The sequence below is a fragment of the Saccharothrix lopnurensis genome (genome assembly GCF_042658445.1).
GTDB classification, from domain to species: Bacteria; Actinomycetota; Actinomycetes; order Mycobacteriales; family Pseudonocardiaceae; genus Actinosynnema; species Actinosynnema lopnurensis.
This window is the reverse complement of the sequence record NZ_JBHSQO010000104.1, coordinates 1-1,133: the sequence shown is the minus strand read 5'-3', so window position 1 is coordinate 1,133 and position 1,133 is coordinate 1. Positions and strand designations below refer to the sequence as shown.

The window sequence follows — 1,133 nt, the reverse complement described above, 5'->3', positions numbered from 1 at the left end:
GGGGTGGTCCAGTCGCGCCACTGGGAGAGGGTGCCGGTGGCCTTGCTGTGCATGGTGATGCCGCCGGTGAAGCTGCCGGTGTTGCGCAGGAACTTGCCGATGGCCTGCTGCAACGGCGTGCGCCACTCCGACCGGTTGGCGCAGTGCGTGCCGTCGGAGACGTTGGAGTGGTAGAGGATGTTGTTCTGCGCGCCCAGTGCCTTGTAGACCTCGGCGCCGCCCAGCGCCGCCACGCCGGCGGACCTCGGGCCCAGGTTGGCGATGTGCGGGTTGTCCATGATGAACAGGCCGCGTGGGGCGACCATGGCGACCAGCGAGTGGGTGTCGATGGGCAGGTTGTTGGGGTTGCCGGTGTAGGAGCCGAAGGCGTCGCCGAACCAGGGTTGTTCGCCGTAGGCGCTGGAGAGGGTTTGGCCGCCTTCGGCGTTGACGCCGCGGTGGATGGGCAGGCCGGCGGTGCCCGACTCGATGGGCATGGTCAGGGCGATGCGCTGGTCGAACACGCCGGCGGCGAAGGCGCCCTTGCCGAAGCGCGAGCAGCCGGTCACGCCGATGTCGGCGCGCAGGACGTTGCCGCCGTTGGTCTCGATGACGTCGATGATGCGGGACACGCCCCAGGCCCAGGCGGCGAGCAGGCCGGTGGAGCTGGTGTTGCCGTAGATGCTGTAGAACGCGCCCTGCTTGTTGTTGCGCGGCGTGCCCTCACGACCCACGGAGTACGGGTCGAAGCTGATCACGGCCGCGCCGGAGGAGCGTATGGTGGCGGTGTCGCCGCCGAAGCCGCCGTAGACGATCACCGCCGGGAACGGGCCGGTGCCGCTGGGCAGCTGCACGGTGGCGGAGAAGCTTGCCGTGCGGCCGTTGTGCGAAACGGTGACCGTGATGCCGGAGCCGGAGACCGTGCCCGTGACGCTGGTGGGCTTGGCGGGCTTGTCGCCGTAGACGTGGCGCTCGGCCAGCTCCCGGATCTCGGCCCGGCGGCACCGCCAGTCCGACTTCGACGAGATCCTGGTGCCGTTGAGGCGGGTGAACGGGTCGGGCAACCGCGAGTTCGACGGGGTCGACCCGGGCAGGGTCACCGGGCAGTCCGCGCCGTCGTCCTCCACCGCCGCGATGGACACGTCACCGGCGGC

At 70.4% G+C, this 1,133-nt stretch carries 1 protein-coding gene; it reads right to left on the bottom strand.

Features of this window, described 5'->3' with window-relative positions; translation table 11 throughout:
• On the bottom strand, positions 1–1,133 hold a 1,133-nt coding region (locus ACFP3R_RS37525; RefSeq protein WP_380643799.1), incomplete at both ends, for a glucuronyl esterase domain-containing protein.